Raw genomic sequence first — 26567 nt, forward strand, 5'->3', positions numbered from 1 at the left:
TTTTTAATAGGGCAAAGTCTGTGTCTTGGGGGGAGTATGCGAAAAAAAGAAAACGGGTTCACCTTAATTGAGTTGATGGTGACCATTGCGGTGATGGCGATTATCGCGATGATGGCGGCTCCGAGTCTTATGCCTTTAGTGTATAAAAAACAACTAGATACAAGTGCAAGAGAGTTAGCTCAAACGATGGCTAAAGTACGTGGAACGGCGATTGCTTTGCGAAAAGAAGTTTCACTTGAATTTAAAGATACAACAAACACAGACCATCAGTTTTACTGGTTGCCTGGTAATGATCAAATCCATGTTCTTGCAAAAGCAACTCCTGAAGGTATTACTTTTTCACCTGTAGGTTTAGCAAATAAAAGAACAACTTCACTTAAAAGATATGTAAGGAATCCTAATTACGATCCAAATTTGGATGAAGACCCATTAACTAATCCAAAGTTAATTATCGAATGGCAGGATACGGAAGATTTGGTGTTTGAATTATGTCATGAGAAGGTGAGAGAGATTAAGTCAATAAAAATATTCAAAAGTGGCTTGATTAGTAACATTGAAACAAAAGAAAAAGTGGGGAGTTGCACATGAATACTAAATATCAGCTAGGTGTTGGAATGATAGAGGTATTGGTGTCTTTGGTCTTACTTTCCATTGCTGTATTAGGTTTTTCTGCATTGCAGTTTAGGGCGCTAGATGCGATGCAGGAGGCGAGTGATAGAACTGTAGCAATGTCTTTGGCAAGAGATCTTGCTGAAAGAATAAGAGTAAATAGAACACAATTGGTTGAATATAAAACAAAAATTAATGGTTCTTCTTCTGGAGAGCCTAAGGCTTGTAAGGTAGCTGATTCCAGTGCGACAACAATTAGCACAACACCGATGTGTAATCGTGCTGAGATGGTGTCTTACGATGTGAGTCAGGTGCTTGGAGCTGCTAGACAAGCTGGGATGAAACTTGTAATAGATAGATGTCAGGGAGGGGATCGTGAGTGTGTGTATATCGCTTGGGGAAATACAATAATTAGTGCAACGAATGTATCTGCCTGTATGAGTGATGGGGTTTATGTAGCTGGAGCGACTTGTTTGGTGATGGAGGCATACGGAACATGAATACAGTACGTGGTTTTACATTACTTGAGCTTATGATTGCATTGACTTTAGGTTTGTTGATTAGTGCTGCAGCAATTCAGGTATTTGTTACAGCAAATCAGGGAATAAACTTTCAGCAAGGTGCGGCAAATATACAAAATAGTGGGATATTTGGTCTAGATTATATTGTTAAAGATATTCGTCGTTCTAATATCGATTCTAATCAGGCAGCCATGACTGTAGATACTCAGCATGGTGGTATCGTTCTAAAAGCTGAAAACCTTACATCTGTTGCATCCACTTTGTCCGATGATGTTAGAACTCAGTTAGAAAGTTTTTTGACAACTTCAGCAGTGGGGCCTAGTAATTTAAAAGATCTTAAGAGTGATCAGTTGGTCATTCAATATAAAAATACTATTGGTAGTCAATACAATTGTGAAGGAAAGCGGGTGCTTCCTAATCAATTTGTTGTGCAGCGCTATTTTGTAAAAGAGGAAAATGCATCTGGTGTTAAGTCATTTTCATTACGGTGTAAAGCTTATGAGTATTCAGGAGATAATGAAACTGTATTTAATTTGTCGGGTGATGGCGAAATGCTAATACCTAATGTTGAACACTTTAGAGTGCTATTTGGTATTGCTAAAGACACGGGAGTTTCTCCAGATGGGGTGATGGACCAGTTTGCATATGTTTCACCTTCCGAATATAAAAAACTTGCAGATAAGCCTCAGATTGTTTCTATACAAATGGGGATTTTATTGCGATCACCTGAAGCAGTTTCTAAGGGTACAGACAAAACAAGCTTTACTGTATTGGATTTGGTGAACAAAGAACTCATTTCCCACAATAGTAATTCTAAATATATAAGACAAGTTATTACTCAAACAATTGCTTTGCGTAATGGTTTTGGTGTGAAAAATCAAGCGGAGTAAGCCATGAAAACAAAACATACAGGCAATACCTTAATTGTGGTCTTGGTTTTATTGTTGCTGATAATGATTGTGGGGACTTGGGCAATTAGGGGGGCGATTACCTCATTGAATATTACTACTAATGCTCAAGCACAGTCTTTATTGGTACAGAACTCTGATGCTATTTTCTTTCAACTGGAAGCATATACCGATGATGCATTGAAGATTGCTGAATTACAGCTTGATAATGGCATGATTGGATTTGCGAATAAGAATGAAAACAAGGGTAAAGAACTTGTTTATTGTGTGCGTAAGAATGAGTCAACAGATAAATATAATTTAGGTAAAGCAAGTATCGTTTATTGGCAAGGTTCAACAATTAAAAAAAATGATTTAGGTCAGGATGGGTATTGTAAGAGCAATAAAAGTAATGACTATGTGTCTAATAGAAATGCAGTGATGACTCGAGTAGGGGTTCGGTCTGCTACAGAGAATCGTAAGGATTGGACGCACAAATATGAGGGTTCTGACTCAGAGACCTATGGTGGTAAAGATATTGGCACCATTATTGTGAACGCAACTTCATTTATTCCAAATTTATCTACAGCGTCTGCAGATGAAATTAATAAGTGTGTGATGGATTACCCAAGTTTTAATGTTGTTGTAGATGGTGTAACCAAAGATAGTGTTGCTGATTGTCTATCAAAATTGAATGTTCCATATAGTAGTCAAGAAATGGAATATCAGTTGCGCCAAGTGAATTAAGGTAGGAGAAATAAAATGAATATGAGTCAAATTTTAAATCATACTGCCTTAACTAAGGCAAGATTATCAGTATTGTCGGCATCTATTACAGCACTGATTTGTAGCAGTGTGGGTGCAAGTGATATTGATATTTATAAAGCACCAACAACGGGTGGTTCTACTACCACCTTAATGATGATGCTAGATGTTTCTGGGAGTATGCGTGTTACACATCCTACAAATAGTGTTGCCTTTGCTGCATGTGATTTTGATAAAAGTTTATCTTCATATGGATATTCAAAGTCTTCTAAAACTGTTAGTGGAGTAACATATGATAGGTATACATGTAATGGGTACAATAATAAAAGCGTTTTAGTTGATACTAAACTTGATCGTATTACAAGACTAAAAGATGCAATAGTATTGCTATTAGTTGGAGGGACGGATAGTAAAGGTACTACGGTTGAAAAATTAGATGATAAAATTATATTGGGTTTATCTACGTTAGGTGCTGTAAGCGGCAATAATACGCGTAATGCAGGGACGATATTGGTTCCTGCAAGAGCATTAAATGCAGATGTGATAGTGGGTGGGCGGACGATAAAACAGCGCCAGTTGATATTGGAAAAAGTATTGGCAATTAATCCTATTTCTGGCACACCAACAGCCAACTCCTACGCTGAAACGGCTGCATATTTAATGGGTAAAAGTACAAAAGGCTTAACGCCTACAGGGTTTGATTGGTCTGAAAGTTCGGTTGATACTCGTGATACAAGCACATATATCCAGCCTAAATCTATTAAAGATCAATATTCTTTGTCTGATGCTGCTAAAGAATGTCATGCGCAAGGCATATATGTGTTAACCGATGGTGAGCCGAATGATTTAGGAAATAATACGGGTACACGTGCTTTGGTTAGAGCAGCTTTAGATGATTCAAGTTTTGCTTGTGACGGAACAAAAGAAGGTTGGGATTGTATATATAAGTTGAATAACTCACTAGTTGATAGTACAAAAAATAAATCTAAAGTTAATTTTCTCACAGCTGTAATTGGTTTTGGTAAAGGATTTACAGTCATCCCTAATACAGCACAGACTGAAACGGCAATTGATGCATATTCTACTGTTTCACAGAATGTGCGAAATACCGCAAAATGGGGGGTTAGAGGTAAAGGAGGTTGGTATTCAGGTGAATCTACAGAAGATATTGTTAATAGTTTTAATAAGTTTTTGGGAGCGGTTAATACATCAATTCCTGGTATTAGTACTGGGACAGCAACTATACCTGTAGATGCCTTAAATAGCTCTGCTATACAGCCTTATGGTTATTTCCCACAATTTGTACCCAAGGTAGCCACAGAGCAAAAACAGCAAACATGGTACGGTAATTTAAAAAAATATTTTGCGGTCAATGGTTCTTTATATGGCACGAAAAGTGGTGCTCAGCCTGTAATGCAAAGTGATGAAATTAAAAATGTTATAGACCAATGGAATAACTCAAACTTTAGTAATAGCTCACCTGAAATTGCATTTCGATATGGTGCTTTAAGTCAGTTAATGCGAGGGTACAATGCTGACTTAAAACCTGAAGAACGGATAATTTTCACTGACTTTACATATAAAGATACTGAAATCGGGCAAAATCTACTTTTGAGCTCATTTGATCCAGACACAAATCAAATTGAACGTCAGGCAATTTCGACTTCATATAATTTAGATGCAACAGCACCATATCGTGAAGAATTAATGAACCTGTTGGGTTATGAAAATGCAACAGGTGGACAGGATTTGCAAGGGTTACCAGTAGGAGATATCTCTGACCGTGTAGCACAAATAGGAGCTATTTTACATTCAAAGCCTATTTTAATTACGCAGTCTGGAAAGCCATTTGTTAATAAAGTAACTAAGGCGGTAGATACTACAAATCGTGAAGATTATGTTCTGTTCGGCTCAACACAAGGCTTGTTACATGTATTGGATGCAGAAACAGGCAAAGAAAAATTTACATTTTTACCTAAAGAAATAATAGAAAATCAAAGTGAAGCATTTAAATATGATAGTGGTAACACTTTAGGTGGGAAAGAAAAATTATATTATGGTATTGATGGGGAGTGGACTGCACATACAGTTTATGTAAGTAAAACCGATGGGACGTTAACTGTGAATGGTGGTTCCCGCACAATTATTAATGATGATGATGATGAGGAGGAAATTAACTTAGAAGGGAAACAATGGGTATATGGTGGTATGCGTATGGGGGGACGAAGCTATTATGCGTTAGATCTTACTAATATTGATAGACCTCAGGTTAAGTTTCATATCGACCCAAATAATCGAAAAACTCATTATTTACATGGTTCAACAACTAAGTATCATGACATTTCTGAACTACAACACATGGGACAAAGTTGGTCTAAACCCACACTTGCATATGTAAATTGGTTCGGCACTAGAAAGTTGGTGATGCTTGTTGGTGGTGGTTATGATGCTGGTGGTACAGACGGAGATGGTTTATACACAACTAAACTTGTTGGTGGGGTTCGGGTTAAAGATAAAAGAAATGGTTATGAAGGATATGAAAAGCCTAACTATGATCAAACAAATAAAATCGGTGCTGGTGTTTATATGTTTGATGCAGATAATGGTGATTTGCTATGGTCTGTAAGTGGTAATTATACGAACACAACAACTGGCAGCCGAAATATTAAATTAAAAGGTAGCGGTGTTGGTATGGATTATAGTGTTGTAAGTTCAATCAAAACCGTAGATCGTAATAATGATGGATTGGTGGATCATTTATATTTTGCTGACCTAAAAGGTCAAGCTTTCCGTGTAGACTTTAACCCAACAAGTGGCGAATTTAATTCCCAAGTGAATAAAATTTTAGATATATCTTCGACAAAGCAGCGTTTTTATACCGAACCTACATTTACAATTCATTCTCAAGGTGTGGCTGTTGTAAGTTTTGCATCAGGGAATAGAAGTAGCCCAATGTATGGGAAATCTACAAGTGTGACTACTACAGATGGTTACGATGGAGTATTTGTTATATATGATTATGATAACTATTCAACCAAATATCCAACTACGGCTTTTAGCACTCGAACATTAGGAAATACAACTAATGGTGGGGTTTCTAAATTACGTCTATTAGATACACGAATGACTAATGATATATCGAGCGGCAACACTAAACGGCCAGTAATTAATAAAGAAGATGGTGATGGAGGTTGGTATTATTTGTTTGACAAAGAGGAGAATTTAACGGCTTCCGTATCTAAAGGTAAGCAAATTCTTAAGAGTTTTGCTCCATTGGTTGCAGTAGAAGGGGATCTTTATGTGCCTGTTTTTGATGCATCAAAAGCAGGAACTACAGGTAGTTGTAGTGCAGGTGTAGCCGGCGAGACAAGTTTACAGCGTTTCTGTTTACCTTATGGTCACTGTAAAGATAATATTTTCATTACCTTAGGAGCTGGTATAGGTGATCCGATTATGGGCGGTGGTCGAGATGGAGATAATAATAAGCGATCTTTTTTAATTTTAAATGAAGATAAGAAAAATGGAGGACCCTCAACAGGTGGTACTACGACTGTAACTCAAATCAAAGATTATGGAAGTGGATTGAAATTTATACCGAATCGCTGGTATGAGCAGTATGCTCAGGGTGGTGGTTAATGCAAACAGGAACTAAAGGTTTTACTTTAATAGAACTTATGGTTGTTGTGGTTATCGTAGCTATTTTAGCTGCGATAGCTTTGCCTAGCTACCAAGAGTATCTGCGTAAAAAAGATATGGCTTTAGCCCAGCAGGAATTGTTGAAATTAGCTGATCAATTGGAAAGGCACAAAGCTAAAAATTTTTCATATAAAAACTTTAATCCTCAGTTTTTATATGAAGGTACAACTAGTCCATTAAGTATTATTTATGTGCCAGGTGTTACTTTAGATGCAACAAAATCAAAATATAAAATTGAAATTAAAGATATAAGTTCAACTACGGTCACAAATTTACTTACAACAGATTTAGGTGCAGCTTGGTCTATGAAAGCTTCACCTGTAAATAATGATCCTAGGTTATATACTTTTCTAATCACAAGCCATGGCTTAAAGTGCAAAGCGCGTGAAAATAGCAACGTGTCTTTTGTTGCTTGTACAGGACAAGGGGTTGAAGAATGGTAGTAAACAAAGGACTTACTTTAATCGAGTTAATGATCGTGGTTGCAATAATCGCAATTTTAGCTGCTATTGCTTACCCTTCTTATCAGGAATATGTGCAAAGAACGAAGAGGGTCGAGGCACAAGTTGAGCTAATGGAAATTGCGAACAAATTGGCTAGTTATAAATTAGCGAATGGTTCATTTTATGGAGCGAATTTAACAAAGGTGTATGGCAGTAGTAGTATTTCTAAATCTGGTTCTGCAACATACAGCTTAGAATTATCAAGTACAGAAATAGATCCCACCCATAACTGGGTATTGACTGCTAAACCTATTGGTTCCCAAGCTAAGACTGGCGCTATGACGATAGATTCTACAGGGCGCCAATGCTGGTTTAAAGGTAAGGATTCACCAGTAACAACAGATACTTGTTCCGCTTGGTCCGATAAATAAATTCTAACTGCTGATAACCTAAAATTTGATCTTTCATTCAGGGCGAAATTCACGTAAAATACTGCCCTCTATGAAAGGGGTTTGAAATGTATCGATGGTCGATGCAGGGATAATCCGTAAAAACTATAAGGTTGTATCATGGTAGTTATTCGTCTTACTCGTGGTGGTGCTAAAAAGCGTCCATTCTATCAAATCGTTGTAACTGACAGCCGCAATGCGCGTGACGGTCGTTTCATCGAACGTATCGGTTTCTTTAACCCAACAGCGCAAGGTAAAGCAGAAAAACTTCGTTTAGATGCTGACCGTTTTGCTCACTGGGTTTCTCAAGGTGCTCAACCTTCAGATCGCGTTGCTTCTTTAGCTGCTCAAGCTAAAAAAGCTGCAACTGCTGTTTAATATGGTAGTAGATTGCCCATGACACCAACACAGAATGTGCCCGAAGATCGTATTCAGATTGGACAGCTACGTTCAGCATATGGATTAAATGGGTGGCTCTGGGTCTATTCCAACACAGAACCTATGAGCAACATATTTGACTACCTGCCTTGGTACATTGAAACCAAAGCAGGTTGGCAAATGGTCGATGTAAAACGTTGGAAACCACATGGCAAAGGCTTGGTGGTCAGCTTAAAAGGTGTGAGTGATCGTACCGCAGCAGACAACTTGGTTGGCGCAAATATCTGGATTTCAAAAGCGCAACTGCCTCAACCAGGCGTGGACGAGTATTATTGGTCTGATTTAAAAGGTCTAACAGTGTTAGGTCTGGACGATGACGAACAAGAAGTGAACCTCGGTCAAATCCATGAACTGTTTGAAACAGGTGCCAATGACGTGATGGTGGTTCGCGCAACTGCCGATAGCGTCGATAGCGAAGAGCGTATGATTCCATGGCATAAAGATGTGGTACAACACGTTGATCTCGAAGCGAGTCGCATCTATGTCAATTGGGGCGTAGATTATTAATCCTTTTAGGATTCGCAGAGCAGGAAAATAGAGGAGTCTGCGGTGTTTTTTGCAGTCATTACGCTTTTTCCTGAAATGTTTGAAGCGATTACAGCTTACGGTATCAGCGGACGTGCAGCAAAACGTGACTTGATGCAAATTCATTGCATTAATCCACGTGATTATGCACAGGGCAACTACAAAAGGGTGGACGAACGTCCATTTGGTGGTGGTCCAGGTATGGTGATGATGGCAGAGCCTTTAGCGCAAGCAATCCAGCATGCCAAACAGCTTGCACAGCAAGCAGGAGCAGTTCATGTACCTGTGGTGTATATGTCGCCACAAGGTAAAACCTTAAACGAAACTGCAGTACAACAATTCGTTAAATATGATGGATTAATTGTATTGTGTGGTCGCTATGAAGGGGTCGATGAGCGTTTAATCCAAAACTATGTTGATCAGGAATGGTCAATTGGGGATTATGTTTTATCGGGTGGCGAGCTACCTGCGATGGTGTTGTTGGACAGTATTATCCGGAGACTTCCGGGTGCTATGTCTGATGAGCAATCTCATGTGCAAGACTCATTTGTGGATGGTCTTTTAGATTGCCCACAATATACCAAGCCAGACGATTTTGAAGGTTTGGATGTCCCTGAAGTACTAAAGTCGGGACACCATGCCAATATTGAAAAATGGCGGTTTTTGCAGCGTTATCAACGGACTTTAGAGCGTCGACCTGAGTTGATTGAAAAAGTTGAGTTGAGCAAGCAGCAAAAAAAATGGCTAAAAGATTCGCAAGGACAGACCAAGTAATCGGTTTGTCTAAGCAAAATTGCTACAGACAGTGTGTTTGTAGTTTTTAAATAGGCTCTTTATGCATTGAAGCGGTCAGGCATAAAGGGAAAGTCAATCGGGTCTATGCGCTTTAGCCTCTATACCCAGTGGAAATCAGACCTCTTCTGACCCACACATATTGGAGATACCCCATGAGTGGTAAGCATCCTTTAGTACAAGCTGTTGAGAATGCACAGCTTAAGCAAGACATCCCAGCTTTTGCACCAGGCGATACAGTTATCGTTCAAGTAAAAGTAAAAGAAGGTGATCGTGAACGTCTTCAAGCATTTGAAGGTGTTGTAATTGCGAAGAAAAACCGTGGTTTGAACTCTGCGTTCACAGTACGTAAAATTTCTAGCGGTGTTGGTGTTGAGCGTGTTTTCCAAACTCACTCTCCAATCGTTGCGAAAATCGAAGTGAAACGTCGTGGTGACGTTCGTCGTGCTAAACTTTACTACCTACGCGAATTGTCTGGTAAAGCTGCACGTATTCGTGAGAAATTACCAGCACGTAAACAAGGTTAATTTTAACTTTGCTTTACAGCTAAAAAATGCGCCGTTTAGGCGCATTTTTTATGTCTGCTATTTGAGTTTATAAACCTTGTAGTTTTAAGCGATTGGCATGTTGACGATACACATCAACAGGATCTGGTGCAAAAATATCTTTCATGCCCAAGAGTTGATTGACTTCGTCCAAGTGGTTCCAATAGTAGTTATCACGAATGGTTTTACCAAATTTGGCGCTGCAGCGTGATACCAAACCATCATTATCACGACCATTATCAATCAACAAACTGGTCGCCAACATGGCTGAGTCTGGATCAAGTAAATTAGTGACAGCCGTATTGCCCGTAAATGAATAGAACTGGATGCCTTTTTCTTGATAAGCGCCCTCACCACAACTGGTGGTTGGCATACCCATTGGGAATTTGCTGTTAAATTGTGCTGAACCTGTGGTGCTCAAACTGTTGGCACCTGCCAACGAATCATGTGGATAGCTGTTTGGATCTAAACCTTGTGCCCAAGTGATGGTTTTGGAAACTAAATTGACCATGTCGATTAATGGCTTTTCAAGTGGTGTGCCTTGTACTTTTAAAATAAAGTCAGCTACAGGCGAGCCTTTGTTAGGTGAACCGACTGCAGTCAGTGATGCGACTTTGGACGGCATTACACCTGCTACATAACGAATGGTTGGTCCGCCATGTGAGTGACCAATTAAGTTGACCTTGCTTGCGCCTGTAATCGCAAGAATTTCATCGACTTGTTGTGCCAATTGTTCGCCACGAACTTCTGATGAGTTAAATGGAGATACGCGGGTTGCCCAAGCGTTAGCACCGTTACGTGCTAAATTGGGTAAAATTTGGTACCAATAATCGACACCGAGTTGATCGCCACCAATATTGATAAAACCTGCCATACCGTGAGTAAACACAATCGGATATTTGGTTTTGGCATAACTGGAGATCACGAAGTTAGATTTGACCTGTTCTGCATTGGATGCGTGCGCGGTACTGAAGGTACTAGCCGTAATTAAGCCTGCAATGAATAATCCATATTTCATATAACATCCTCTATTTTATTGTGCTTTCCTAGCATGACAATATCTATTGTCAAACATCATTATTCAGGAAATTTGCTAGATTGCAAGTTCTGAATGATTCATGGTTATTGAACTTCTTGCACTTGAGTTTCAAGCACAGGAAGATGGTTTTGCCAAGATTGAAATGAGCTTTACTATTACAAACCTTGTAATTTCAATCGGTTGGCATGTTGTCGATACAGTGCAACTGGGTCAGGTGCAAACAAGCCCGTTAAGCCAAACATCATGTTGGCAAGGTCGGTATGATTTAGTCGGTAGTTGTCACGAATGACGTGTCCAATGTGGGTACTACAACGTGCGACCATGCCATCGTTGTCTAAATTGCCATAAGACAGTGGGCCGAGTTGCATTAAAACAGTGTCAATATCCAGTAAATTGGTGGCTTGTGCTACACCTGTCCATGAATAGTAATGAATCCCGCGATCTACTTTGGCACCGCTGCTGCTACAATTTGCGGCCAAGGCTGTGGTTGGAAAACGACGGTTAAAATCTGCAGACGCTGTTTCGGTTAAAGAAGCCATCGATGCATCAAAATCGACAGGCATGTCTGGCTGTTGCTGCGCCCAAGTAATGAGAGGCGCCACCATATAGTCGCCTAAAATATTAAACGCGGTGCGTGATAAACGATTATTTTGAATATCATCGGCAACTTTGGAGCCACGGAATGTACCTGCAACGCCCGTAATTGATGCCACATATTCAGGTTTGGTCGCAGCTACATAACGTACTGTTGGGCCACCATGTGAGTGACCAATTAAATTGACTTTGGATTTGCCAGTGATTGCCATGACTTCTTCGACTTGGGCAATTAGTTGCTCACCTCGAAATTCAGTACGGTGTGCAGGGGAGAGTTGTGCGGCAAATACGGTTGCGCCATTACGTGCCATATCTGGCAAAATTTGATACCAATAATCCATATTAAAGGTTTCATTGCCAATGCGTGACCATCCGAGCCAGCCGTGTACCATGAGCAATGGATATTTGGTTTTGGCATAGTCAGATTTGGCCTGTTCCTGAATAGGCAACACGCTTGGAGCAGCTTGAGCGACACCCATTGAACCGAGCAAGCAGCCAGTGACAGCCAATGTAATTGCCCGTATGTTAGAGATGATGGTCATAAAACAATCCTGTGTTCTTTATTTTTATTACAAGTGAAGTGGTGGCTTCGCTTCCCTCCTGAAAGCTCAGATATGCAAATTGCCGTTGGTTACGGCACATTATTGTGAGTCATCCTCGACTATTTTTTGTACGCTCAGGTATTTTTTCATGCGTAATTTAGAAAAAACATATCATTTGGGGACAGTTATTGCGCATTGTCCCAGAGATTTGTAAATCTACATGCATATTGATATCTATTTAATATTTATAGACATTTGTATATTAAATCGTTGTGGTGAGTTTGTACTAAAACAGCTTTTCAGGCATAAAAATAGGGCATGTTGAATGCCCCAGTTTCCTATGTAGATATGTTAGTCAGCAAAGGGTAATTTTCCACCTTGATCATGTACCTGTTCAAAGGTTTCTAAACGCAATTGCTCTTGTGGATTTTGAAAATGCTGTCCGCGTAATTGTTTCACGGCTTGTTGCTTGGCTTGATCATTCATTCCACTTTGCATGATTTGATCACGCGCACTTAAATAATCCTCTACTCGTGATTTCCACTGACTGCGTTGCCCATCTAATTGTTCTAAACGTTGGGTTGCTTCTGGACCAACCAGATTTAAACGCATTTGGCGGATTTCAGCAGCAGAACCACCACGTGCTTTAATTGCCGCAGTCAAGCTGCGTAAATCTTGCAAGGTGTTCAGCTGTTCTAAATTTTCTTGCCAATCTTGAGGTAATTGTTTAAATAATTCCTGCAATTGTCGTGCTTTTTCAGCTTCAGATAATTTTTTATCATCCATGACTGCCATGCGCTTTAGGGTATATTCGTGATAGGCATCTTCCGTACCAAATAAACCTTCAATTTCATAATCAGAAAAATATTGTTTACGCAGATTTTGCATGCTGCTAAAAATGCTGCGGTAATATTGCGGATCTTCCTGATTTAAATTCGGTGCTTGCAGTTGTCCAAGCGCATTGCGATAGTCCAAATAACGCTGCCATAAATCTAAAATTTGCGATAAGGCAGGCTCTTTATGCCCTTGTTGAATATAGCTTTTAAAATCACCACGAATCTGTTCAATGCTTTTTTCGCCATATTGGGTAATAAAATATTCAAAACAGTTACGGGTTTGCTCATTCACAATCAGACGATGAGTTGCATCGAGTTTAAGCTGACAATTGACTTCGGTGTCCTGCTGACTTGGGCTTAAAAAATTTGCAGCAGGGTTATTTTGCATGGCTTGCTGCATGCTCAAAGCTTGAGCTGTTTCATTATTTGAGCTTAGCTGAGGCGATGTATGGGCAGAGGTTGATGGTGGCATTTGCCAATACACCAAAGCCGCAATCAGCAGTATCACTACGCCTAAAACAATCCATATTTTATGTTTCTGCATTCCAATGCACCTGTTTATCCATTTTATTTTTTTAATCCTAAGCGCCCAAATATGCCATAAAAGTAAGTCGCTGTTCTAGAAATGTTGTCATTTATCGCGGCAGATTGTTACCATGACGCAGTTTTGCTTTGACCTATGTGTGCTATGAAATCATCTGCGGCTAAAATCCAGCGTCGTGCCATTAGTGGTGTATTTTTATTGAATAAGCCTTTGGGCATCAGTTCCAATGCAGCGTTACAAAAAGTGCGTTGGTTATATCGGGCGCAAAAAGCAGGGCATACAGGAGCATTAGATCCATTGGCTTCGGGTTTGCTGCCGATTTGTTTGGGTGAAGCGACCAAATTTTCGCACTATTTACTCGATTCGGTAAAACGCTACCAAACCACCATTCAATTGGGACACAGCACCACCACGGGAGATGTCGAGGGTGAAGTGTTGTTGCAGCAGGCTGTACCTGCATTGAGCCAAGAAAGCATTGAACAGGTATTGGCACAATTTCAGGGCGATATTATGCAAGTTCCGCCCATGTATTCTGCCTTAAAAAAAGAAGGTCGTCCGTTATATGAATTGGCGCGACAAGGTATTGAAATTGAACGTGAAGCGCGTCCAGTCACAATTTATGCCATTGAATTGCTGTCTTTTACTGAACAGAGCATCACTTTGGATGTGACTTCTTCGAAAGGTACATATATTCGTGTTTTAGGTGAAGACATTGCCAAAGCCTTGGGTACTTATGGACATTTGACCTATTTGCATCGGATTAAAACGGGGCATTTTGACCTGATTCCGAGCTATAGCATTGAATATTTAGAAAGTTTAAGTGAAGCAGAACGCGAGGCTTTATTGCTGCCTGCTTATGCGCCTGTACAGCATTTTCCACAGGTTCAGGTGCCTGAAGGTCGGGCTGAATATTTTAGCCGAGGCATGGAAAGTAATATCGACCATCCTGCTGTTGCACAAGTATTGGTGTTTGATGGTGAGCGTTGTTTAGGCTTGGCAGAAATTACCGACAAAAAACGCTTGGTGCCTAAACGAGTGTTAAATCTTTAAAATGCAGTGAGATAGCTTATTTAAACTTGTGCTATGAAGACGTAAAGTTTCTCATACAAATCTTTGCAGGATTTCAGCTTCATGCCCTATACAGTAATTAGAGCTAAAAACTGAAATTAAAAACCGACAATAAAACCGAGCGTTGCGTTAGCCAGTGACATTTGCTTGCCAGCCAGCATCGGTTTAAAACAAGAGGTCTGCATATGAATATTTTTGAAGCTTTGCGCCAGAGTCACGAGATTCAACGAAATTTAGCCCACCAACTGACGCAAACTTCAGGTGATAGCCCTGAACGTAGAGCGATATTTGAACAACTTAAAAATGAATTATTTGCGCATGCAGTGGCAGAAGATCGCTATTTTTATATTCCCTTAATGATGACTGATGCGGGTTTAAATATCACTCGCCATGCTTTGGCAGAGCATCATCAAATGGATGAATTACTCGAACAATTAACCGAAACTGAAATGAGCAACACAGGTTGGTTGGCCATTGCAAAGCAACTGTCAGATAAAGTGCATCATCATTTAAAAGAAGAAGAACATGGCTTTTTTCAGCAGGCAGGCAAAATTTTGTCTGAACAGCAAAAACAAAGTCTAGCCAAGCAATATTTGGCAGAGTATGAAAAATACCAACAGATGTCTAAAAACAGTTTGGTTTAAACATTCTGCGGCTGTTTGGATTTTTTTACTGCTCTAAAAGTAACACCGACCGAAGCTAACATAATGCAGCATAAGGCGAGCCATTGCAGTGAAGTAATTTTCTCACCCAACAATACCAAGCCTGTCAGTGCAGCCAAAGCAGGCGACAAACTGGACAGTGTGCCATAACTCATTTTGCTGAGTTGTTTTAAGGCTTGTAAATCCAGCGCATAAGGAATGGCCGTGGCAAGCACTGCAATGGCAAGCGCCTTACCCCAATACTGGGTTTCAAACAGTGCGGGGGCATTGTTATACAGTCCGAAGGGAATCAAAGCCAAAGCCGAAATACTGATAGCGATGGTCAGTGCGTGCATGCCAATATTTTGTTGCACCACTTTTTGTCCAAAATAAATATAAAAAGCCCAGCACAATCCTGCACCTAGGGCACACGCTGCACCAAACAGACTAAAATGATCACCCTGCGCTTGTCCCCAAGGCACCATAAGAATAATGCCTAAAATTGCCAACAATACCCAGACATAATCTTTACGGTTTTGAATGGACAATAAAGCCAAGCCCAAAGGCCCGACAAACTCTAAACCCACCGCAATACCTTGTGGCAATTTACCTAAAGATAGATAAAACAGAATATTCATTAAGCCCAAGGCTGCGCTATAGCACAATAAATCACGCCATTTTAAATGTGCGAGCCGCGACAGAATTTGCCATGAGCGAAACATGATTGCCACAATTACACTGGCAAAGCACAGTCGCAAAATCGTCACAGTAAGCGGGTCAAGCACCTGAAACAATTGTTTGGCAAAAGAAGCACTGATTTGATAGGAGATCATGGATAAAACCATGAACAACACCGCAGTGAGTTGGGCGTTTGGCATGGGGCAGAAAAATACTCAACAGTGTGGAAATGGGAAGGTCAGGCAGATTATAGCAAGTTTAAAAATACAGGGCTGTGGCAACTCAAGGTTACTCATAGATCAGGCATAAAAAACCACAGTGCTAAGACTGTGGTTTTTTGTAGCACCAGCGTGTGGTCTTAGAACAAGACACGTACGCGAATTGTGCCTTCAACTTCGTGTAAAGTATCTAGTGCTTCTTTAGATGCAGTCGCATCAACATCCATCACTAAATAACCGACATCACCTTTGGTCATAAGTGATTGACCAGAGATGTTGATGCCGTGTTCAGCAAACAAGTTGTTGATTTTAGACAATACACCTGGAATATTTTGGTGAATGTGTAATAAACGGTGCTTGCCTTCAGTCAATGGCAGTGCAATTTCAGGGAAGTTCACTGCAGACAAGGTCATACCTTTATCTGAATATGCAACAAATTTCTCTGCCACTTCTAAACCAATGTTCGCTTGCGCTTCCATGGTCGAACCACCCACGTGCGGTGTTAAAATCACGTTTGGTAGGTTACGTAGTGGGGAAACAAATTCTTCACCATTGGCTTTTGGTTCTTTCGGGAATACGTCAACTGCAGCACCTGCAATATGACCAGACTTGATGGCATCTGCCAAATCTTCAATCACCACACAAGTACCACGTGCCGCGTTAATGAAAATTGCGCCTTCTTTCATTTGTGCAAATTGTTCTTTTGCCATGAAATTGCGGGTAGAGGGTACATCTGGAACGTGTAAAGAAACCACGTCAGCATTTGCCAATAATTCGCCCATAGAGCCAACTTGACGTGCATTACCTAACGGTAACTTGGTCACAGCATCATAATAAATGACCTGCATACCCAAGCTTTCAGCCAATACTGAAAGTTGAGAACCGATTGAACCGTAACCCACGATACCTAAAGTTTTACCACGTGTTTCAAATGAACCTACAGCAGACTTGTTCCAGCCACCTGCATGTGTATCGGTTGATTTTTCAGGTACGCGACGTAGCAATAAAATTGCTTCAGCCAATACCAATTCTGCAACCGAACGGGTGTTTGAATAAGGGGCATTGAAAACTGGAATACCACGTTGCATTGCTGCAGTTAAGTTCACTTGGTTCGTACCAATACAGAAACAACCTACCGCAATCAGTTTGTTCGCAGCTTCAAAAACTTCTTCAGTTAGCTGTGTACGTGAACGAATTCCAATGAAATGCGCATCTTTAATCGCTTCTTTTAACGCATCGCCCTCAAGCGCTGTTTTACGATAATCGATGTTGGTATAACCCGCTGCATTTAACACGTCGATTGCGTTCTGGTGTACGCCTTCTAACAACAAGAAACGAATTTTATCTTTAGGTAGTGAAAGATGTTGGCTCATTACGGCTCCGCTACAAAGGCCAAATTTAGTGGCGGTATGATAACATAGGAGATGGGTCGATATACATTTCCTTTATGACCAAGAGTGCAGGTATTTTTTGTCAGATATAATCTCTTTCAGAAATATTGCCCAAAATTACCCTGTTCTTACCACGTTATATTATTGGAATTGCCAATATTCAAAGGTTTTTCAAAAAAATCGCTTATAATAAGCGGCACACATGAAAGCCAACCCACGCTGTTGCTTTGATGTACATATTTAGTCTGCAGTATCTTCAAATTGATCAAGATATGCAGACAGTCGCTTTTCTTCCTGTTTAATTCTTGCTAGGTCTGCAAACGATGAATGCTCCAGTCGCTTTAACCCCTGAGTTATTGACCCAATTAACGGCAATAGTCGGTGAAAACCGTATTAAAACGGATGCCGATAGCCTCCAAAACTGGGGTCGTGACCATACAAAGCATTTTGATCCGAACCCATCGGTCATCGTTTTCCCATCAAGCACAGAGCAAGTACAAGCCATTGTAAAACTGGCGAATCAGTTTAATGTGGCCATTACTCCATCGGGCGGACGTACAGGTTTATCTGCGGGTGCGGTGGCAGCCAATGGTGAAATTGTAGTCAGCATGGACAAGATGAACCAAATCTTGGAATTTTTCCCTGCAGACCGTATGGTACGTGTGCAAGCGGGTGTGGTGACTGAGCAACTACAAAACTATGCCGAAGAACAAGGCATGTATTATCCAGTCGATTTTGCATCTTCAGGTTCTTCACAAATTGGCGGTAATATTGGTACCAATGCGGGCGGTATTAAAGTCATTAAATACGGCATGACCCGTAACTGGGTGTTGGGTCTGACTGTGGTAACAGGCAAAGGAGATATCCTGCGTCTGAACAAAGGCATGATCAAAAACGCAACAGGTTATGCGCTGCAACATTTATTTATTGGCGGTGAAGGCACACTTGGCTTAGTGACCGAAGCTGAAATTAAGCTAGAACGCCAACCGCAAGATTTGCAAGTGATGGTGTTGGGCGTACCTGATTTTAATTCGGTGATGCCTGTATTACATGCTTTCCAAGCTAAAATTGATCTGACTGCATTTGAATTCTTTGGTGAATTGGCGATGCAAAAAGTCTTGGATCATGGTCATGTGCAACGTCCATTTGAAACCCAATGTCCATTCTACGTGTTACTTGAATTTGAAGCGCCATTTGAGCCAATTATGGACAAGGCGATGGAAATTTTTGAACACTGTATGGAACAAGGCTGGGTGATGGATGGCGTATTGAGCCAAAGCCTAGACCAAGTTGAAAGTTTATGGCGTTTGCGTGAAGACATTTCTGAGTCGATTGCACCGTTTATTCCATATAAAAACGATATTTCAGTATTGATTACTCATGTTCCTGCATTTATTCAGGAAATTGATGCAATTGTGGCAGAAAACTATCCTGACTTTGAAATTTGCTGGTTCGGCCATATTGGTGATGGTAACTTGCACCTGAACATTCTTAAACCTGCCGATTTAAGCAAAGACGAATTCTTTGCCAAATGTCAGGTGGTAAATAAGTATGTATTTGATACTGTGAAGAAATATGATGGTTCTATTTCTGCAGAACACGGTGTAGGCATGACCAAAAAACCATATTTGGAATATTCACGTTCAGCTGAAGAAATTGAATATATGAAAGCGTTGAAAAAGGTTTTTGACCCTCAAGGCATTATGAACCCAGGCAAATTATTTGATTTGTAATTCCTTTCGCCTTTCATTTATTTAAGTGAATTGAAAAACGCATCCTCGTGATGCGTTTTTTTATGCCGCTGTTTTAATTTTACATTTCTGTTCTAGCGTTTCTGCTCGAACAAGGCATCATAGAAGCATAAATAATAATCAACATTTTGGAGGAGTTATGTTGCGTTTAATCACGGTTTCCGCATTGGGTGTTGCGTTATTGTCAGGCTGTGCGACTACACAGAATATTATTTCACAAGTTACGCCTGCAGAAACACCTTTGGCGCTGGTGCTCAAACAACGTCCAGATTTGCGTAAAGAATTGGCTACCGTTGAAATTCGTCAATACTTTAACCGTGTCGAAGCACCAACTGCGGCAGAAGTAAAAATTACCGAAACAGGCTTAATGGATGATTCGGTACGTTCAATTCGTAGTATTTATCACTTTAAAAATATTAATGGACAATGGCAGCAGGGTGATGTGCAAACCGCTTACTTATGCGCACGTGGTAAAAATACCAAGACTTTCCAAAGTAAAAAATGTCCTTAAATTGCTGTAGGGCTTAGGTAAATCTTGCATGATGTTCTAAAAATGCAACAAAGCGTCTGTGGATAATACTCGTGTTATCCACAGCTTTTATTTAGGATGACTTCATTCGATTCAAAAACGTGTGAGCGCAGCATGTCCATCAAAACGCTAGCATTTCTACACTGTAATGATCGCCTCATTGCCGTGGGTAGTTTTATCCTGTACTTTCGGTATTTTCATATTATGAATTGGGCAATACCGTATCGCCTTAACCCGCTGAAGGAGGTGATGCCTAACTTGGTCTGATGTCACATCAAGTGCCGCAATTTATTTAACGGACTTAAAAAATGCGCCATAAATTTGCCATTCAACTCTGTTAAACTGCAGCTCAATTTTCTATTTTTATGGGCTAAACGCGGCTGACTTGCATCGTTTTGTCCTTTATAACTCATGCCACAGCAGCAAAAAAATACCATTCAACGTGCCACACTCATGTTTCCCTTGGCTTTGGTCTTGTTTGAGTTCGCGGTTTATATTGGCAATGACTTGGTTCAACCCGCAATGTTGGCCGTCACACAAGATTTTGGTGTCAGTAGTGCATGGGCAGCTTCGTCCATGTCATTTTATTTGCTGGGGGGTGCTTGTGTGGCGTGGTTATTGGGGCCACTCTCTGACCGTTTGGGACGCAAAAAAGTATTATTGGGCGGCGTGGCATTTTTTACCCTAACCTGTTTATTGATTTTATTGACTCAGAACATTGAAAGCTTCCTTGTTCTTCGTTTTTTTCAAGGTTTTGGTTTGTCAGTCATTAGTGCAGTCGGTTATGCGGCTATTCAGGAAAACTTTGCAGAACGTGATGCAATTAAAGTCATGGCGCTCATGGCGAACGTCTCTTTACTTGCTCCCTTGCTCGGCCCAGTCTTAGGTGCATTTATGATTGAGCATGTTTCTTGGCATTGGGGTTTTATCGGCATAGCACTGTTGGCATTTTTGAGTTGGTTTGGACTGAAAGCCAAAATGCCTGAAAATCAGCAGCGTATTCCCAAACCTCCATTTCGAGATGTATGGGATGATTTTAAACAAGTTTTTCAAAATACCAGATTCTTAGGTTTGACATTGGCGCTGCCCTTATTGAGCATGCCTTTAATGTTGTGGATTGCGTTATCTCCTGTGATGTTGGTGGAAGAGTTAGGCTTTAGTAGTCTGCAATACGGTTTGGCGCAGTTTCCTGTTTTGGGTGGTTTGATTTTAGGCAATCTGGTACTGATGAAAGTCATTGACCGTTTACCTTTAGGAAAAACAGTCTTGATTGGTTTACCTTTAATGTTGTTGGGTAGTGTGCTGATCGTATTGGGGGCAATTTGGCAAAGCTATTTTGTTTGGTGTTTGGTGATTGGTATGAGCTTGATTAGTTTTGGTGAGGGAATGAGCTTCTCAGTCTTATACCGTTTCGCCTTAATGTCATCGGAAGTGTCTAAAGGTACTGTTGCTGCTAGTGTTTCAATGATATTGATGCTGTGCTTTTTTATTGTGATTGAACTGGTGCGTGTTTTATATATGCGGTTTGATATTTGGGCGTATAGTTTGGCTTGTTTGGTGCTGATAACGCTCTGGTTTAGTTTGCCACGCATGATGCTTAAACAGGTGATGCAGGAGCGAGTTGCTGCAGGGCAGTTTTAAGGGGTTAAATTTTTCAGCTGCATCATAAAACAAGGTGATGTGGCATCACCTTGCAAACATTTGATTTATAAATTAAATTTCAAAAAATGTGTAATATGATGAAAGCTGAAAAGGACTTGCAGATTAAGCTTGTACTGGTTGTTCCATCTTTTTCAATTTAGCATCAAAAACAAACGGGCCAAAAGGTAAAATTGAAGCAATTAAGCCCAAAATAAACATTTTAAGAGACCATTTTTGTTTTTCGCAAACCACAAAAAGCACTACTAAAAATGCGATAAACAATACGCCGTGTCCCATACCTACATATTTCACTAAAATTGGGTTATCGAACAAATATTTCATGGGCATAGCAATAAATAACAACAATAAGAATGAAATACCTTCTAGGAACCCAACCCAACGTAATGTTTTAATATTCATGCCTAAATCTTTTTCATGTCGATAAAACAGCAGTGTAGCGCAAATAGTGACAATCGCAAAGACGAGCTGTTGGGAGCTCTGCACATTGATGAGCTAGATACGATGGCTGCAAAATTGAGCTAATTTTTTGCAAATTAGTAGCAAGTTATTCAAAAACGAGTAAGTGTGGTTATGAAAGACGACCGATATAAAGCAAGAAGACCTGCATTGAGCGTCGTTTGAGAATAATCCTCAAAAAGATAAATTTTACTTTTTGCGGATAAGTCGAAAGGCATGTGTATAACCCTTAACTTATCCACAATTGGTAATAAATGTTTTATTGAAAATGCATCATGCTCGCTTAAATAATCCCACAGGCAATTCGCTCACCGCCGCCGCCCAATGGTTTTGGATGGTCAGCATAGTTATCACCGCCTGCATGAATCATCAAGGCCAATCCTTCAACTTGTGCCAATGTTAAACGGGGTGCAATCACGGTCACTTTGGCTGTTCCGTCGTTTGCAACACTTAAAGCCGGTAAGTCCCCTAAATGTCCTGTCAGCGGTGTACCATGATTCGGGATATTTTTGGGATTAAAATGTCCGCCCGCTGCCAAAGCAGCAACCATTTTTCCATCTTTTTCTGCTGCTGCACATGAACCTTTTTCATGGATATGAAAACCTCGTTCCCCTGCAGGGAGTTGCTGGAGTTGGGTGTGAATGACTAAGCCTGCTGCACTGTCACGCAGTTCAACCGTACCTAATTCCTTGCCAATCCCTTGTGCTGAAACAGCATGCATTTTTAAGATTTTAGATTTTTGTTGTGTGGTCGCGGTGGTGCTGCAACCCATGAGTACTAGGCCACTAAAAGCAGCAAGACTGGCAAATTTGAGTATTGAGCGCATAAAAGACATCCTATTTGTTGTGCATAATATTTAGGGATGTCTTGATTGAAGCAAAGTTAGCTCCGTTACAATACAACGTTTGCGTAGTAGTATGTATGTACTGTGTTGAGCTGATTTATTCAGATCAACACAGCCATGTGAGCAATATGATCAGTAAAACAGCTTAATCAAGCTTTGAATTGGATGATGAATCGTCTTCAGGGAGATCATGCGCAAGCGTGGCTTTGGGCAACATTAAAGCTTCGGGCTGGTTATTTTCATGCAACCATTCACGCCAAATAGCCAGTAACACGGCCAAAATCACAGGGCCAATAAATAGACCAATCAGACCAAAACTGGCAATTCCACCTAAAACTCCAAACATGATTAACAGGAATGGAATTTGAGTTGCACCTGAAATCACCAAAGGACGAATCACGTTATCGGCAGTGCTGACCACACATACGCCCCATGCCATCACGCCAATCGCTTCCATCGTATGCCCTTGGCTAAATAACCACAGCGAAACCGAACCATAAGCTAAAGGTGGGCCAAACGGAATTAAGGCAAATAAGAAAGTCACAATGGTTAGCACCATTGGGTTAGGTACCCCAGCGACAAAATAGCTCACGCCTGCGAGTAAAGCCTGCGCAATTGCAGTGAGTCCAACGCCATAAACCACAGCACGTGTGGTTTCAGAAATAGTATCTAAATAGTGATGAATACGTGGCCCAATCACCATTTCTAGCGCTTTGCTGACTTGATGCAAAATGGTGTGACCATCGCGGTAGAAAAAGAATAACGATAGCAGGGCAAAACCCAGTTTGATCAGGTTTTTGCTGACTTCATTAATCACCACTTTACCGTAATTCAAATGCCCTTGAATCCATAAGGAAATGGATTGCACAATGCTGTTCGGATCGTGATTAATTTCTTTAAGGGTGCGGGTGACTTCTTTACCAATAATAGGTAAATTGCGAATGAAATCAGGGACATTTAAGTGTCCGGAAAAGACCTGTTTTTGTAATTCGTAATATAAGTTGCGACCTTCATGTTGCAGGATAAAAATGGCAAAAGTGAGTGGAATGCCGACCACCAACGTGACCATCAGCATCATTAAGGCTGCGCTAAGCGTAGGACGATGACCGCATAAACGTAGCACCGACTGATATAGTGGCCAGCTCATATAGGCAATGATTGCTGCCCAAACAACAGGAACAATAAAATATTTGAGTATGTGAAAACCCAAAAAGATCAGGACAAAAAACAGTCCAAACAATAAAATTTTTTGTAATGTTGGCGCGTACTGTTGCACTGAATTCACTGAAACATTCCTAAGGTCATGTGCCATATTAACTGAAAAAAAAGCTCCCGAAAACGAGAGCTTGGTAAGTTCTGGTGAATAAGTTCTAAACGGTGGCGATTCTAGGCTTTAAAACCATTGAGCAGGGTCATCTACAATGGCATTCAGTACAGGCTGCCATTGATCTTGCATTTGCAGATAAGTTTTTTGGGTTTTATCAAAAATACTTAAACCTTGCATTGCCAATTGTCCATAGGCTGCACGTTCTGAAATCCATGCCACAGGCTGTTGCTCGATTTTCTGGAAAAAATCCTGAATATCTTTAGAGCTGGCAGAGTTGGGTTTGACCCGATTGGCCAACAGCAAAATTTGGACTTTGCCTTTACGAATCCGCTTAATGTCTTGTAAGTGTTTTAAGAAGCGACGGGTGGAGTCAATGTCAAAAAATGAAGGCTGTAGAGGTGTGATAATGGCATGTGCTTCGCTAATCAGCTGCTCGGCATGCTCACCCGATAACGCACCAGGTGCATCAATAATTAAATATTCAATGTTTTTGGGTGCATCGCCAATCGACTTTTCATGACGCCAATCTAAACTTTGAATTGGAGCGGCTGTTTCTGGTCGTTGTTTTAACCATTGCAGCGCAGATTTTTGATTGTCGGCATCCGCCAAAGCAACTTTATAGCCTTTTTGTGCAAGCGCAGATGCTAAACTAATAGCCGTAATGGTTTTTCCACAGCCACCTTTTTGGTTGGCAATTAATATAGTTTTCATGACCCTCGAATCGATTTTAATCTGCTCATCCCTAGCATATCATTGTTTTGTGCTCGGAATATGACAGTTGACAAAAGTCGTATCGAGTTCTGCAAAAAAGGTTTAGGAAGGTTTTATGTCAATCTGGATGGCGATGCTGATAGGTGCCTGTATAGGCGTGGTGCTGACCACCTTAATTTTAAGCAATAGCCGCAATGGACGGATTAAAGCCGAGTATGAACAATATATTGCAGAAATTGAACTGTCACATCAGCAGGCATTATTGCAGGCACAAAAGCGCAGTGTAAATACCAGTCGTGCGGTACTGAAAGGCAAAATGGCAGAGCAATTAGCACCGATTATGCCCGAATTTCAGTATTTACCGAGCGATGCCAAATTTTTAGGTGATCCTGTTGATTATATCGTGTTTGATGGCTATACCGATTATCGGGATGGCAATGGGCATGCCGAAGATATTGCAATCGTCCTAATTGATATTAAAAGTGGTGGCGCACGTTTGACCAAAGGTCAGCAAGCAATTGCGCAGGCCATTCAGCAGGGCAGACTGCGTTTTGAAACCATTCGGATTGATTTTGAGGATTGTGATTAAAGAGGTTTATGTACTCGCGCCAATAACATGCGCTGTGCAAGACTTGGAATGCCTGCAATATCAATATATTGGACTTCACCCAATTCAAAACCAGTTTCGAGTAGGGCAATTTCAATGTCACGGTTTAAGTGACAGCCATCTGCAACTTTCTTTTGAATTGGTGTGAGCAGATGTTGCAAACGCTGAATATTCAAGTTGTGTCGATTTAAAACGTGTTCTACGAGGTGCAAAGTGCCGCCCGGTTGTAAGACGCGATAAATTTCTCGCAGGCTTTGTTCTAGGTCTGGAATACTGCACAACGTCCAAGTGGATACCACATGCTGCAATTGATCATTTGTAAAAGGCAATTGTTCTGCGCTTGCGGTGATCTGCTCAACCACGAACGGTGTTGCATCAATTCGTTCCTGCGCCAATTGGAAAATTGCTGTATTGGGTTCTAAGGCATATACAGTATCTACACCTTGATAAAAAGGTAAATTTAAACCTGTGCCAAAGCCAATTTCCAAAACTTCGCCCGATACGCCAAATAAAAGCTCACGTCGTAAATCCATTAAGGATGGAGTTTGCATGACCTGATTCAGCAAGTGCGGGAAAATATGTTTTTGATAAAATTTATAGAGCATGTGCAGATCTGATTATTGATTTTTATACCGACAAGCTTAGCTGAAATTACAGGGTTTTTGCCATGTCAGAATGAGCCAATGACTGCATTTTGTTACCAATTTCAACTATTGTATTCATGATCTGTGATTAAGATAAATATAGATACACGAACTTGATAGGCAGATTTTAAGATGAACACGCATATTTCGCTAAAACTCACGGCATTGTTACTGACTCTGGCTTTGCCATGTTCCGTCTATGCTGCGGTCGAGCGTAATATTGCCAAAGGCTTGCCTCCTGTATTGAAAAGTCAGTCGATTGAAGTGTTGCAACCCTTTAAAGGTGATTTTCGGATTTTGGGTTCAAAAATCTATCAAGATGATGCCCAAGCCAAATTTTCTCCGATTGATTATGCGGTGAGTTGGGGCTTGTTTGCTGAGCCTGAAATTGCCCGTCATATCACAGTCAATCAATATGACCGCTATTTAAACTGGAAAATAGACCGTTTACCTGTGCCTGCTGAACAAGCCATGCAAATGGTATCTAATATGCACATCATTCCTGCCAACCCAAAAATTGCCAAAGACATTCAAAAAGTAAAACGAGGTGATTTGGTACGTTTAAAAGGTGAGTTGGTTGAAGTGAAAGATCACGACTTGGTTTGGACATCCTCTCTTACACCCACCGATACGGGGGATGGTGCTTGTGAAGTATTTCGCGTTAGTTCAATTCAGTGGATTGAAAAAGTCAAAAGCTGAGTGTGATGTTTAGTTTAGAGTTTGAATTGTAGATAGTTGCCGAAACCGCATCTTATACACGGTAAATAGCTTCAGTATTGCTCCACGTGAAACGTACACATCCCTAATAAAAAACC

Annotated in this window: 29 protein-coding genes and 1 pseudogene; 20 read left to right on the forward strand and 10 right to left on the reverse strand. The window is 40.6% G+C overall.

Translation table 11 applies throughout. The annotated features are described in order from the left end of the window. Nucleotides 1-36 precede the first annotated feature (36 nt). The 11 genes from FTV41_RS00280 (at nucleotide 37) to rplS (ending at nucleotide 9652) form a co-directional block, all read left to right on the forward strand. A complete protein-coding gene (locus FTV41_RS00280) occupies nucleotides 37-588 on the forward strand; it encodes a prepilin-type N-terminal cleavage/methylation domain-containing protein (protein WP_179995902.1) in 552 nt (183 codons plus the stop codon). Continuing rightward, nucleotides 585-1109 (forward strand): type IV pilus modification protein PilV, encoded by a 525-nt coding sequence (pilV, locus tag FTV41_RS00285; RefSeq protein WP_168526218.1) that lies wholly within the window; start codon nucleotides 585-587, stop codon nucleotides 1107-1109. Before FTV41_RS00280 ends, pilV begins: the two co-directional genes overlap by 4 nt. After that, entirely contained in the window at nucleotides 1106-2020 is a 915-nt protein-coding gene (locus tag FTV41_RS00290; protein ID WP_168526216.1) for a PilW family protein, read from the forward strand. Before pilV ends, FTV41_RS00290 begins: the two co-directional genes overlap by 4 nt. A 3-nt stretch (nucleotides 2021-2023) precedes the next feature. Then, on the forward strand, nucleotides 2024-2764 hold the full coding sequence (locus FTV41_RS00295; RefSeq protein WP_179995903.1) for a hypothetical protein: 741 nt from the start codon (nucleotides 2024-2026) through the stop codon (nucleotides 2762-2764). Nucleotides 2765-2779: 15 nt separating this feature from the next. After that, entirely contained in the window at nucleotides 2780-6418 is a 3639-nt protein-coding gene (locus FTV41_RS00300; protein WP_179995904.1) for a hypothetical protein, read from the forward strand. Then, entirely contained in the window at nucleotides 6418-6921 is a 504-nt protein-coding gene (locus tag FTV41_RS00305) for a type IV pilin protein (RefSeq protein ID WP_168526210.1), read from the forward strand. The genes FTV41_RS00300 and FTV41_RS00305 overlap by 1 nt, the downstream gene beginning before the upstream one ends. Continuing rightward, complete coding sequence (locus FTV41_RS00310; RefSeq protein WP_168526208.1) at nucleotides 6915-7352, forward strand: type IV pilin protein; 438 nt, start codon at nucleotides 6915-6917, stop codon at nucleotides 7350-7352. The genes FTV41_RS00305 and FTV41_RS00310 overlap by 7 nt, the downstream gene beginning before the upstream one ends. A 138-nt stretch (nucleotides 7353-7490) precedes the next feature. Continuing rightward, nucleotides 7491-7748 (forward strand): 30S ribosomal protein S16, encoded by a 258-nt coding sequence (gene rpsP, locus FTV41_RS00315; RefSeq protein ID WP_005094274.1) that lies wholly within the window; start codon nucleotides 7491-7493, stop codon nucleotides 7746-7748. Nucleotides 7749-7766: 18 nt separating this feature from the next. Continuing rightward, on the forward strand, nucleotides 7767-8315 hold the full coding sequence (gene rimM / locus FTV41_RS00320; protein WP_179995905.1) for a ribosome maturation factor RimM: 549 nt from the start codon (nucleotides 7767-7769) through the stop codon (nucleotides 8313-8315). 42 nt (nucleotides 8316-8357) lie between these two features. Further along, a complete protein-coding gene (gene trmD, locus FTV41_RS00325) occupies nucleotides 8358-9107 on the forward strand; it encodes a tRNA (guanosine(37)-N1)-methyltransferase TrmD (RefSeq protein ID WP_179995906.1) in 750 nt (249 codons plus the stop codon). Nucleotides 9108-9280: 173 nt separating this feature from the next. Beyond that, entirely contained in the window at nucleotides 9281-9652 is a 372-nt protein-coding gene (gene rplS, locus FTV41_RS00330; protein ID WP_004974529.1) for a 50S ribosomal protein L19, read from the forward strand. Nucleotides 9653-9719: 67 nt separating this feature from the next. Here rplS and FTV41_RS00335 read toward each other — a convergent pair whose 3' ends face one another. From FTV41_RS00335 to FTV41_RS00345, 3 genes are all read right to left on the reverse strand, one after another. Next, nucleotides 9720-10688, reverse strand: coding sequence for a triacylglycerol lipase (locus FTV41_RS00335; protein WP_179995907.1), 969 nt, complete (start codon nucleotides 10686-10688; stop codon nucleotides 9720-9722). 176 nt (nucleotides 10689-10864) lie between these two features. Next, nucleotides 10865-11782 carry a triacylglycerol lipase gene (locus tag FTV41_RS00340; RefSeq protein WP_225531238.1) on the reverse strand — a complete coding sequence of 306 codons (918 nt, stop codon included), beginning with the start codon at nucleotides 11780-11782 and terminating at the stop codon, nucleotides 10865-10867. Between the two features lie 414 nt (nucleotides 11783-12196). Then, nucleotides 12197-13225, reverse strand: a complete 1029-nt coding sequence (locus tag FTV41_RS00345; protein ID WP_179995908.1) for a lipase secretion chaperone — start codon at nucleotides 13223-13225, stop codon at nucleotides 12197-12199. 144 nt (nucleotides 13226-13369) lie between these two features. Here FTV41_RS00345 and truB point away from each other — a divergent pair, with 144 nt between their 5' ends. Continuing rightward, complete coding sequence (gene truB, locus FTV41_RS00350; protein ID WP_179995909.1) at nucleotides 13370-14275, forward strand: tRNA pseudouridine(55) synthase TruB; 906 nt, start codon at nucleotides 13370-13372, stop codon at nucleotides 14273-14275. Between the two features lie 203 nt (nucleotides 14276-14478). Continuing rightward, nucleotides 14479-14937 carry a hemerythrin domain-containing protein gene (locus FTV41_RS00355; protein WP_179995910.1) on the forward strand — a complete coding sequence of 153 codons (459 nt, stop codon included), beginning with the start codon at nucleotides 14479-14481 and terminating at the stop codon, nucleotides 14935-14937. On the opposite strand, the gene FTV41_RS00360 is transcribed toward FTV41_RS00355, so the two are convergent. After that, nucleotides 14934-15812 carry a DMT family transporter gene (locus FTV41_RS00360; RefSeq protein ID WP_004974539.1) on the reverse strand — a complete coding sequence of 293 codons (879 nt, stop codon included), beginning with the start codon at nucleotides 15810-15812 and terminating at the stop codon, nucleotides 14934-14936. The genes FTV41_RS00355 and FTV41_RS00360 overlap by 4 nt on opposite strands. Here FTV41_RS00360 and FTV41_RS15075 point away from each other — a divergent pair. Continuing rightward, nucleotides 15766-15921, forward strand: coding sequence for a hypothetical protein (locus FTV41_RS15075; RefSeq protein WP_162164694.1), 156 nt, complete (start codon nucleotides 15766-15768; stop codon nucleotides 15919-15921). The genes FTV41_RS00360 and FTV41_RS15075 overlap by 47 nt on opposite strands. 49 nt (nucleotides 15922-15970) lie before the next feature. Here the strand turns inward: FTV41_RS15075 and serA are convergent, their stop codons facing one another. Further along, nucleotides 15971-17203 (reverse strand): phosphoglycerate dehydrogenase, encoded by a 1233-nt coding sequence (gene serA / locus FTV41_RS00365; protein ID WP_178319397.1) that lies wholly within the window; start codon nucleotides 17201-17203, stop codon nucleotides 15971-15973. Between the two features lie 341 nt (nucleotides 17204-17544). Here serA and FTV41_RS00370 point away from each other — a divergent pair, with 341 nt between their 5' ends. From FTV41_RS00370 to FTV41_RS00385, 4 genes and pseudogenes are all read left to right on the forward strand, one after another. Further along, entirely contained in the window at nucleotides 17545-18954 is a 1410-nt protein-coding gene (locus tag FTV41_RS00370) for an FAD-binding oxidoreductase (RefSeq protein WP_004974544.1), read from the forward strand. A gap of 157 nt (nucleotides 18955-19111) precedes the next feature. Continuing rightward, nucleotides 19112-19483 carry a hypothetical protein gene (locus tag FTV41_RS00375; RefSeq protein WP_179995911.1) on the forward strand — a complete coding sequence of 124 codons (372 nt, stop codon included), beginning with the start codon at nucleotides 19112-19114 and terminating at the stop codon, nucleotides 19481-19483. A 138-nt stretch (nucleotides 19484-19621) separates the two neighbouring features. After that, nucleotides 19622-19731, forward strand: a pseudogene (locus tag FTV41_RS00380) (pirin family protein); the annotation flags it as partial. 181 nt (nucleotides 19732-19912) lie between these two features. Beyond that, nucleotides 19913-21142, forward strand: a complete 1230-nt coding sequence (locus tag FTV41_RS00385; RefSeq protein ID WP_096901250.1) for an MFS transporter — start codon at nucleotides 19913-19915, stop codon at nucleotides 21140-21142. 123 nt (nucleotides 21143-21265) lie between these two features. Here the strand turns inward: FTV41_RS00385 and FTV41_RS00390 are convergent, their stop codons facing one another. From FTV41_RS00390 to FTV41_RS00405, 4 genes are all read right to left on the reverse strand, one after another. After that, nucleotides 21266-21562 (reverse strand): DUF3817 domain-containing protein, encoded by a 297-nt coding sequence (locus FTV41_RS00390; protein WP_179989060.1) that lies wholly within the window; start codon nucleotides 21560-21562, stop codon nucleotides 21266-21268. A 340-nt stretch (nucleotides 21563-21902) separates the two neighbouring features. Beyond that, the gene (gene sodC, locus FTV41_RS00395) at nucleotides 21903-22391 is read right to left on the reverse strand and encodes a superoxide dismutase [Cu-Zn] SodC (RefSeq protein WP_249399394.1); all 489 of its coding nucleotides are present in this window, start codon (nucleotides 22389-22391) and stop codon (nucleotides 21903-21905) included. 217 nt (nucleotides 22392-22608) lie between these two features. Then, entirely contained in the window at nucleotides 22609-23748 is a 1140-nt protein-coding gene (locus FTV41_RS00400) for an AI-2E family transporter (RefSeq protein WP_131260611.1), read from the reverse strand. 108 nt (nucleotides 23749-23856) lie between these two features. Beyond that, nucleotides 23857-24501 carry a ParA family protein gene (locus tag FTV41_RS00405; protein WP_004974554.1) on the reverse strand — a complete coding sequence of 215 codons (645 nt, stop codon included), beginning with the start codon at nucleotides 24499-24501 and terminating at the stop codon, nucleotides 23857-23859. Nucleotides 24502-24616: 115 nt separating this feature from the next. Between FTV41_RS00405 and FTV41_RS00410 the strand changes: the two genes are divergently transcribed. After that, nucleotides 24617-25090, forward strand: coding sequence for a Holliday junction resolvase-like protein (locus tag FTV41_RS00410; protein WP_004974557.1), 474 nt, complete (start codon nucleotides 24617-24619; stop codon nucleotides 25088-25090). Here FTV41_RS00410 and FTV41_RS00415 read toward each other — a convergent pair. Further along, nucleotides 25087-25713, reverse strand: a complete 627-nt coding sequence (locus FTV41_RS00415) for a class I SAM-dependent methyltransferase (RefSeq protein WP_154320286.1) — start codon at nucleotides 25711-25713, stop codon at nucleotides 25087-25089. The two genes, FTV41_RS00410 and FTV41_RS00415, sit on opposite strands and share 4 nt — an antisense overlap. 171 nt (nucleotides 25714-25884) lie before the next feature. Here FTV41_RS00415 and FTV41_RS00420 point away from each other — a divergent pair, with 171 nt between their 5' ends. Further along, nucleotides 25885-26451: a hypothetical protein gene (locus tag FTV41_RS00420; protein ID WP_131260609.1), complete on the forward strand. Its 567-nt coding sequence runs from the start codon at nucleotides 25885-25887 to the stop codon at nucleotides 26449-26451. The last annotated feature ends 116 nt before the right edge of the window (nucleotides 26452-26567 follow it).

Source organism: Acinetobacter sp. YH16051 (assembly GCF_013417135.1).
Classification (GTDB): domain Bacteria; phylum Pseudomonadota; class Gammaproteobacteria; order Pseudomonadales; family Moraxellaceae; genus Acinetobacter; species Acinetobacter towneri.